The organism is Streptomyces sp. SID13726, assembly GCF_010548375.1.
GTDB lineage: Bacteria > Actinomycetota > Actinomycetes > Streptomycetales > Streptomycetaceae > Streptomyces.
This window is the reverse complement of record NZ_JAAGLY010000565.1, coordinates 1-420: the sequence shown is the minus strand read 5'-3', so window position 1 is coordinate 420 and position 420 is coordinate 1. Positions and strand designations below refer to the sequence as shown.

The window sequence follows — 420 nt, the reverse complement described above, 5'->3', positions numbered from 1 at the left end:
AGAAGGGGCAGACCGGCTTCCTCCCGGCCGGCATCAAGCAGACTGACCCGGCCCGGAATGCGGAGACGAACAAACTGTGAGCATCCTCAACGAATCTCAGGGTGCCGCCGCCGACTCGTATGAAAACGAGCTGCCGGTACGGCGCAAGCAGCCGGGCAATGTCGTCGTGAAGTGGCTGACCACTACCGACCACAAGACCATCGGCACGATGTACCTGGTCACGTCGTTCGTGTTCTTCCTCATCGGCGGTCTGCTGGCGCTCTTCATGCGCGCCGAGCTGGCCCGTCCGGGCACGCAGATCATGTCGAACGAGCAGTTCAACCAGGCGTTCACCATGCATGGCACGATCATGCTGCTGATGTTCGCCACCCCGCTCTTCGCGGGCTTCACGAACTGGATCATGCCGCTGCAGATCGGCGC

Annotated in this window: 1 protein-coding gene and 1 pseudogene; both read left to right on the top strand. The window is 62.1% G+C overall.

Annotation, left to right across the window (positions count from 1 at the left end):
• Positions 1 to 80 (top strand): annotated as a pseudogene (locus tag G3I78_RS52660) (cytochrome C oxidase subunit II); the annotation flags it as partial.
• A partial coding sequence (locus G3I78_RS49140; RefSeq protein ID WP_343244043.1) for a cbb3-type cytochrome c oxidase subunit I occupies positions 77 to 420 on the top strand: 344 nt, incomplete at its 3' end. The pseudogene G3I78_RS52660 and the gene G3I78_RS49140, both read left to right, overlap by 4 nt.